The 9,014-nt window shown below is 43.7% G+C and carries 5 protein-coding genes; 4 read left to right on the top strand and 1 reads right to left on the bottom strand.

The features are described 5' to 3' along the window. Positions 1–46: 46 nt before the first annotated feature. From pglX to brxL, 4 genes are all read left to right on the top strand, one after another. Positions 47–1,888, top strand: coding sequence for a BREX-1 system adenine-specific DNA-methyltransferase PglX (gene pglX, locus Q4551_RS15890; RefSeq protein ID WP_303434889.1), 1,842 nt, complete (start codon positions 47–49; stop codon positions 1,886–1,888). Next, the gene (locus Q4551_RS15885) at positions 1,888–3,528 is read left to right on the top strand and encodes a hypothetical protein (RefSeq protein WP_303434888.1); all 1,641 of its coding nucleotides are present in this window, start codon (positions 1,888–1,890) and stop codon (positions 3,526–3,528) included. Before pglX ends, Q4551_RS15885 begins: the two co-directional genes overlap by 1 nt. Positions 3,529–3,769: 241 nt before the next feature. Further along, the gene (pglZ, locus tag Q4551_RS15880) at positions 3,770–6,391 is read left to right on the top strand and encodes a BREX-1 system phosphatase PglZ type A (RefSeq protein ID WP_303434886.1); all 2,622 of its coding nucleotides are present in this window, start codon (positions 3,770–3,772) and stop codon (positions 6,389–6,391) included. A 32-nt stretch (positions 6,392–6,423) separates the two neighbouring features. Then, positions 6,424–8,487 carry a protease Lon-related BREX system protein BrxL gene (gene brxL / locus Q4551_RS15875; RefSeq protein ID WP_368501414.1) on the top strand — a complete coding sequence of 688 codons (2,064 nt, stop codon included), beginning with the start codon at positions 6,424–6,426 and terminating at the stop codon, positions 8,485–8,487. Between the two features lie 29 nt (positions 8,488–8,516). On the opposite strand, the gene Q4551_RS15870 is transcribed toward brxL, so the two are convergent. Continuing rightward, positions 8,517–9,014 (bottom strand): IS3 family transposase (locus tag Q4551_RS15870; protein WP_303434884.1); only part of this gene is annotated, 498 nt, incomplete at its 5' end.

The raw sequence follows: 9,014 nt of genomic DNA, 5'->3' as shown, positions 1-9,014 counted from the left end.
TCTGGCTCATGGTTGGCACCTCTGTTGGTGAAGAGTTTATCTCTTCTTGAGGTGTCCGGGATATTCAACCAGAACAAACCTCCAGGTAGATGGCTTTGTTGGTAGCTATGTTGACTTAAACAAAGCCCCGCAATCGGCAAATAAAAAGCAGGTATTTCTAACTAAAAATCTATCTGATATACACCAGGTTGATCAGAGAAAGTTTTTAGAAATACCTGGAGCGACTATAGTCTACTGGGCACCAAATAGAGTATTTGACATTTTTTCAAGCTTTGAGCAATTACACAATTGGTCTGAGCTTAAATCTGGGATTAGCACGGGAGATAATGACCGGTTTTATAGAGAATGGTTTGAGGTTAACTGCCAAGAAATACAATTGAAATTTCAGGTAAGTAGTAACAAGAAGTGGTTTCCAATTGTGAGAGGTGGTGATTTTAGACGTTGGTATGGGAACAGAGAGTCTGTTTTGAATCTGAAAAACAATGGCCAAGAGATCGCTAATAGCGGAAATAACTATCGACTTAGGGACTCTAGCTATTACGACAAAACTGGAATCACTTGGTCCAGAATTACATCGGGAACGCTTTCTTTTAGATTGAAAACTAAAGATGTAAATTTTGGTGAAAACTCACCTTGTCTTTTTTCTGAAAGCGATGATTTCAATCTCCTTGCAATATTAAACTCCAGAGTGTCTGACTATTTCCTAAGTCTTGTCAGCCCGACACTCTCTAATCAGGTTACGGATGTCGGGAAAATTCCAATGATTGAATGCGGGCAGAGTCCGAGCGGAAATGCCCGTTCGCTTGTTAAGCTTAATAAGCTGGACTGGAATGCCTACGAGCGTTCTTGGGATTTCCAATATCCCCCCATCTTATCAGCTTTATCAGAATCTAATACCACACTTGAATCCAGCTACACAGTTTGGAACGGCCAGAACCGTGACACCTTCGACGAGGTGAGGCGTTTAGAGGAGGAAAATAACCGCCTCTTCATAGATGCTTATGGCTTGCAAGATGAGCTCACTCCAGAAGTCCCCATCGAGCAAATAACTCTTACGGTAAACCCAGCCTATCGCTACGGTATAAAAGGCACCGAAGAAGAGCGCAATGCCCGCTTCCGTGAAGACACCATGGCCGAGCTAGTCTCTTATGCAATCGGCTGCATGATGGGCCGTTACAGCTTAGATGAGCCAGGTCTTATTTATGCCAATAGCGGCAACGAAGGCTTTGATGACTTAGTTGAAAGAGGCGCGTACACCAAATTCCCGGCCGACGACGACGGCATTATTCCTCTCACCGATAAAGAATGGTTTGCCGATGATGCCGCTAACCGCTTGGTTGAGTTTATATCTGTGGCGTGGCCTGCGGAAAGCCTAGAAGAAAACCTCGACTTCTTAGCCGCCAACCTATCACCGAAAAAAGGCGAAGACAGCCGCGATACCATCCGTCGTTACCTTTGCGATAAATTCTACAAAGACCACATGCAAACTTACAAAAAACGCCCAATCTATTGGTTGTTTAGCAGTGGTAAACAAAAAGCCTTCCAGTGCTTAGTGTACTTACATCGTTACAACGAAAGCACACTCGCGCGTATGCGTACCGAATACGTCATCCCGCTCACCGCAAAACTCAGCGCCCACATCGACAACCTGGAAAGCGACAAGCTGGCGAGTGACTCCGCCGCTGAAATTAAAAAGCTAGAAAAAGAAATAAACACACTGCAAAAACAACAAACCGAACTCACCGAGTTTGACGACAAACTCAAACACTTCGCCGACATGCGCATCCGGTTAGACCTGGACGACGGCGTAAAAGTAAACTACGGCAAGTTTGGTGACTTGTTAGCGGAAGTAAAAGCCATACATGGCAAAACGTCGGAGCATCTATAATGACTAACCCAGAGATAAATCCTGCCTTTTCATTGTCAATGCAAGAGGCTATAGATAATCATAAGTTTTTATGTCGAAAACAGTTGAATCAGGTTATTTTAGGGCTGATGGTCGTGGCTGTTCCGGGCTTTTTTACGGCCTACTTAAACGCAGAAAAGTCACTTGAAAGCGCATTGCTGCTGGAATTAACAACTATTGAATTACTAATGGCTTTTCCTATTGTCGTTGTGCTGTTGGTTATGGTTATTAAGTATTATGATAATAAATATATAACCACTTACCATAAGTGGCTAAAAAGTCTTGAGACGGCAACTGTAGATCCGTCAATTAACAGTCTTCAAAGCTTGGTTTCTGAAGCCAAGTCAGCTGCTGACTCCAATCATTTGGTGATGAAGCTACTGGAGTATTACCAGCCGCTATTGAATGAACGTATTTCAACATTAAATCAAAATAAATTAACAAAAAGTCTGAAAGCAGAATTCAATAACGCCAAGTCGGAAGTAGATAATAAGTTAAAAAAAATTCGCCACCAAATACCCTTGTTAAAAACAAGAGGTCATATATATGCTTCATGGTTATTTCTTAAAGCGCGACGTAGAGAAATTGACTGGCAATGGACAGTTTCCTATAATAGTTTTTCTTGGTGGGATAAGCTTAAATATTTGGATGGCCCTGATTTTGTCGAAATTGATAAGGCAATCTCAGAACTGGATGTCTTGAGAGAAAATATTGATATTCAGTATGAGGATGAATTAAATGATTTAAATTCTCATTTAGATCAGTTGAGAGAAAAAGCCATTATGCGTATTTCTGCTGCGCTGGCAGAGGCTAATCGTTATGTTGAATGTTACGGTTGCCAGGAAAACTTTAATTCTAATCTTTTACAAAAATCTTTTTGGTTGGCTGCATTATCAGTGCCTGTCTCAGTTTGGAATGATATAGATAATGCCGGGGATGTTTATGATGCCCTCAGAAGCGTAAATACTAATTTTTCAGATATGTCTGATGTAGATATATGGTGGGAATCATTATTTTTGTCTACTGAAAGTCTCGCGGGATTAGCTGCGTTAACCAAAGGTGCCTATTTTGAGCAATTGGTCGCCGCCGATACTGGTGGTCAGTTGCATGAGCACTTTAATCATGAAGATACTGATATTGTTATCGATGGTGTTGAATTTCAGATTAAGGCAACAGATAGCGAGACATATATTTACAGTGTTGAGGAATCAATCCCTGTCATTGCCACCTCTGAAGTGGCCCTAACGACTGGCGCCATGGATGGAGGCTACAGTAATGTAGATATTACCAGTGTAGTAGATAGGGCTCTGGGAGGTTCTATCGTCGATATTGGTGATACAGCAGGAGATGCAATTCTGACGGGTCTTGGAGGGCTGGGTTTTTTTGCCACTATAGATGGTATTAACCATGCTTCAGACAAGTATAAAAATGGTGGTGATGCCGTTGAGGCTATCTTTGCAGGCGCTGGAGTTGCCGTAGAAGGGACAGCCAAAGCAATGGTGGATGCAGCAGAAATGGGTTATAAGGTTTTAGCATCGAAACCGAGTCGGTTCATGGGACGTATGCTGTTAAGTGGATTGAAAAGTATTGATGAAAAAATTATGGAAGGGACTAAACATTAAGAAATCAATATTAATAAAACTTGAATATTTGGCGCTGCTGGCTTAAATAAGTAAAATAGCCCTGAAATGTGGCTATTCCCCATAAAACCGGAACTATGGATTGTATTGGGAGATTTTAAATTGCTGACTTGTCATAGAAGCTGGCAATCTGGGGGCTTTTCCAGAGCTTGCCGAAGTCTCGTAAAGCATAACGTAAGTAAATTAAATAGATTTAAGTAGCGATGGTTGGGTAATTATTTTAATGAATATCACACAATTAACCGACGGATTGAAGCAAGCATTCTTTACGGAAGGCCATCGTTTGGTTTTCTGGTATGACGCCAGCAATGATTTTGAGACCGATATTTATAGTCTTAATCTGGATGACGTGACTGTTTTAAATATGAAAGGTGAGTCCCAACTGGGTATTAAGCTGAAATTGGAGTTGGAAGATACCGTAGGAAAATACTTGTTGTACTTTCCTTATGCAGAACCGAGTGTTGAAGATGACTGGCTGTTGGATATCAAGCTCTATTCGAGAAGCTTTTTTGCCGACAGAGTGTCAATTATTTTTAACGATCTGGGGCTTCATCAGCAGTCAATGCGTGCACATTTAGCGCAACGGGATAAGTTTTTAGGCAGCAAGAGCCGGTTGACTCACCTTAAAAAGTGGCTGTATCCCAACGCTGATGAATTGGCGATTGATCTGGCGATGATGGCGATATTGGCAAAAGCTGAAGATGCAGATGTCAATCATATTATTTTCGCCATGGCATTACAGGCGGCAGAAAATGATCTTGGGCTTGAGTCTGCTCCGCCGATGGTGGATGACTTTTTAAAGTTTGGCCTGCAGAAAACCTTTGTTGAGCAGTTGCAGCTGTATTTTGGTTATCAGCCGAGTGTTGAAGAGTTAAAAGGTGATGTCGCCTTTAATTTTGGCCGCTTTATGATTCGCCTGTTGGTAACGGGTTTTTGTGAAAACCTGGGGGATATTCCTGATTGGGCGGCTAACCAACTATTGCCTTCGGCAACTGCACAAGCATCGGTTCGTGCCTTGAATTCGCGGTGGCGTGATAGCTCTCGTTATTACACTGCTTTTGATAAGGTCTCTGGCTGGGTATCGGATAGTTTAAATATTCGTGAAAAATTGAAGGGTATTCCATTGGCGTCTTTGGCACCGGTGGCGACCTTTGAAGCGGTGGAAGCACAAATTATTGTATCGATGGCGGATGTTATTCCTGAGGCGAATTTACGTGAGTTGCAAAGCTTTAGTGATGTGCTAGGGCAACGTCGCGATAACTATTGGGCTTCTCGCCATAAAGATGATGATACGCGCAGGCGCTATCGAAATATTTATGATGCGCTTGAGGCGTCGATACGATTATTCCAACTGCGTAAAACTCACGAGGAAGGGTTTCATTATCCGAGCTGTGATGCTTTGTATACAGCGTATCAGAGCGAGCTTTATCAGTTTGATATGGCATATCGTCATTATCTTGCTGCTTCTATGGTGGCTCATATTGATTTGCTTAAAAAACTCGACAGTGCCGTTGAGCAATGTTACAGCTATTGGTTTATCGATAATTTGGCCAAAAACTGGGGTGATAGAATAGCCAACGAACATCGTCTGGATAATTGGCACATAAGTGATATCCCGCTGCAGCATCAATTTTATAAACAGGCGGTTAAGCCTTTGGTTGATAATACGCAAAAAAAACGTGTGATGGTGATTGTTTCGGATGCGTTCCGTTATGAAGCGGCGGTTGAACTAGAGCAGCGTGTGAATGAAAAACGTTACAGCAAGGCAACCTTGAGCAGTCAGTTAGGTGTTGTTCCAAGTTATACCACTTTGGGAATGGCGTCGTTATTGCCGCACAATACCCTGGATTATAAAGGCGATAGTGATGATGTATTAATCAATGGAATGTCGAGCCAGGGTTTAACACAGCGTAATAAGATTTTACGGGCTTATGGTGGCATGGTGATTACGGCTGAGACACTGCATAACTGGTCCCGTGATGAGGGGCGTCAGGCATTGAAAGATCAGCATTTGATTTATGTGTATCACAACGTTGTTGATGCGATTGGTGATGTGGCTGCGACTGAGAGCAGAACCTTTCAGGCAGTTAACGATGCGATTAATGAATTAGCCGAACTGGTTCGTAAAGCACAGATGCACTTTAATACCTCGACCGTTATTGTGACGGCCGACCATGGTTTCTTGTTCCAGCAAGGCAAGTTGGAAGCCGCAGACAGAACCAGCTTGGAAGACAAACCAACCGACGTGATCAAAAGCAAGAAGCGCTATGTGGTTGGGCAGAACCTCCCCAAGCCTAAAGACGCGCTTTATGGTTCGACCAAGAACACCGCAGGCACTGAAAGCGATACCAGGTTTTGGGTTCCCAAGGGGGCTAACCGTTTCCACTTTGTTGGTGGAGCAAGGTTTGTACACGGCGGTATTATGCCGCAAGAGATCGTCGTGCCTGTGCTGACGGTTAAGGCGTTACGAGGTGAAAATGCCGCCGCACGAACCAGGAGCAAAGTGGGTGTAATATCGGCCAAACCTGGCTTGAAGATGGTGAATAATATTCAAAGCTTCGATTTTTTACAAACCGATGCGGTGGATGATATGAAAATTGCAACCACAGTGGTTGTTGGGATTTACAACGGTCAGACACTGATATCAAGTGAAGAGGTGATTACTTTTGATTGTGTTTCTGATTCGATGAGCGATCGGGTGAAGAAGGTTCGTTTGTCTCTACAGGGTAATGATTTTAATCGTAATAATGATTACTTTTTGATTATTAAAGATAAAGATTTAGAGACTGAAATTGAACGTTATAAGGTTACTATTGACCTGGCATTTACCGATGACTTCTTTTAGGGCTAGCGAAGACTTTTTTCGACAGGATGATTATGAATACATTGAATGAACCCGTTGCTAGTGCTTCTGACAATGAAGACTTGGATGAATTACTGAATATGCACTTTGCCGGTCGTGTGGTGCGTAAAGATTTAACCAAGCTGATTAAAGAGGGCGCTAATGTTCCTGTTTATGTTCTGGAGTATTTGCTCGGTATGTATTGTGCAAGCGACGATCCTGAGGTGATTGAGCAAGGGCTGCAGAATGTCAAAAATATTTTAATGGATAACTACGTCAGACCGGATGAAGCGGAAAAGGTTAAGTCATTAATTCGTGAGCGTGGAAGTTATAAGGTGATTGACCGTGTTTCTGTGCGCTTAAACGAGAGGATAGACAAGTATGAAGCGAGTTTTAGTAATCTGGGTATTCGCGATGCTGACATTTCAGCAAGTATTGTTAAAGAATACGACAAACTGCTAGTCGGTGGAATCTGGTGTATAGCCACCATGAATTATTACCATGAAGAAGGCCAAAGAGGTTCCCCGTTTGGTGTGACGATTTTGAAGCCTATTCAGATGCCTAATATGAATATGGCAGAGCTTTTTGAGAAGCGTAAACACCTGACGACCCAGCAGTGGCATGAAACTTTGATCCGTTCGATTGGCATGGAGCCTGCGGCCTTTGATGAGACTGTTCAGTGGCACTTGTTAGCTCGTATGATTCCGTTTGTAGAAAACAACTACAACATGTGTGAGTTAGGCCCCAGGGGAACGGGTAAGTCGCATATTTATAAAGAGTGCTCGCCGAATAGTATTTTGGTCTCGGGTGGTCAAACAACGGTCGCCAATCTTTTTTATAATATGAGCACCCGTCAAATGGGCCTGGTTGGTATGTGGGATCTTGTTGCTTTTGATGAGGTCGCTGGTATTTCATTTAAAGAAAAAGATGGCGTGCAGATCATGAAGGACTATATGGCATCTGGCTCTTTTGCCCGTGGTCGTGAGCAGATGGAGGCGTCTGCGGGTATGGTATTTATCGGTAATATTAATCAGAGTATTGAGTCGTTGGTGAAAATGGGCCACCTGTTGGCTCCATTCCCTGATGCGATGATTGATTCTGCGTTTTTTGATCGCTTTCATGCGTATATACCAGGTTGGGAAGTACCTAAAATGCGGCCTGAATTTTTTACCGATCGTTATGGTTTGATTGTTGACTATTTGGCTGAGTTTTATCGTGAAATGCGTAAGCGCAGTTTTGCTGACAGTATTGATAAGTACTTCAAACTGGGTAATAACTTAAACCAACGAGATGTGATTGCGGTTCGTAAAACTACTTCGGGTTTGCTTAAGTTGTTATTCCCTCATGGCGAATTTGATAAAGAAGATATGCGCCAGTGTTTGGAGTACGCATTACAGGTTCGCCGCCGCGTTAAAGAGCAGTTAAAGAAAATTGGTGGTATGGAATTTTATGATGTGCACTTTAGCTATATTGATAATGAGTCCCTGGAAGAAAGTTTTGTCTCGGTAAAAGAACAGGGTGGTGGTTCCTTGATTCCACAAGAACCTTCCAAACCCGGTACGCTTTATACCATTGGTCTTGGCAGCAAGGGCCTGCCAGGGCTGTATCGTGTAGAGCTTCAGGTTACCAAAGGAACAGGAAAACTGGCGACTTCGGGCTTATGGAACTCTTCGGCAGCTAAAGAGAAAGTTAAAATCGCTTTTGATTTTTTTAAAGCCAATGCGGCCCGTATCAGTGCTGGAACAAAGGTTAATGAACACGATTTTCACCTTCACATTGTAGAGCTTCAGAATACCGGGTCTCTTAGCGATCTATCACTAGCAAGTTTGGTGGTTTTTTCTTCCGGATTGCTTGGAAAACCGATACAGGGTCAAATGGTTGTGATGGGTGACATGAGCTTGGGTGGCAGCGTGACACCGGTAGAAAGCATCGCCGAGTGTTTGCAAGTTGCTTTTGATGCCGGAGCCAAAAAAGTGGCGTTGCCAATGAGTAGTGCAATGGATATACCCTCTATCCCTGTCGAATTATTTACCAAGTTCCAAACAAGTTTTTATGCTGATCCTGTGGATGCTGCATACAAAGCTTTAGGTGTGGATTAAATATCAGGGTGGCGCAGGGGCTGTAGTGGTCAACTAATCCCGGACAGTATTTTAAGGTTTTCCTCAGCTGCAACAGGCGAAATGCCGCCGTTGAATGAGTGAGGTCGTTGCCGGTTGTAGTAGTCCATCAAGTAGCTCCCAACATCCTTTTGAGCCTCAGGCAGATTTCGGTAACCCAGGGCCGGTATCCATTCCGATTTCAGGCTCCGGAATAGCCTTTCCATCGGTGCATTGTCCCAGCAGTTGCCGCGCCGGCTCATGCTTTGTGTCATTCGATAGCGCCAGATTCTCTGACGGAACTTACGACTGGCGTACTGACTTCCCTGATCTGAGTGGAACATGACTTTCTCTGGACGACCACGCTGCTCCCAGGCGTGATCCAGAGCCTTTACAACCAGGTCCGCATCCGGACTGGACGACATGGCCCAGCCAACAACCCGGCGAGCGTATAGATCCAGCACCACCGCCAGATAACTCCATCGCCGGCCGCTCCAGATGTAGGTGATGTCGCCACACCAGACCTGGTC

Origin of the sequence: Oceanobacter sp. 5_MG-2023, assembly GCF_030548165.1 — a bacterium.
Lineage (GTDB): Bacteria > Pseudomonadota > Gammaproteobacteria > Pseudomonadales > Oceanobacteraceae > Oceanobacter.
This window is presented reverse-complemented; position numbering and strand designations above follow the sequence as displayed.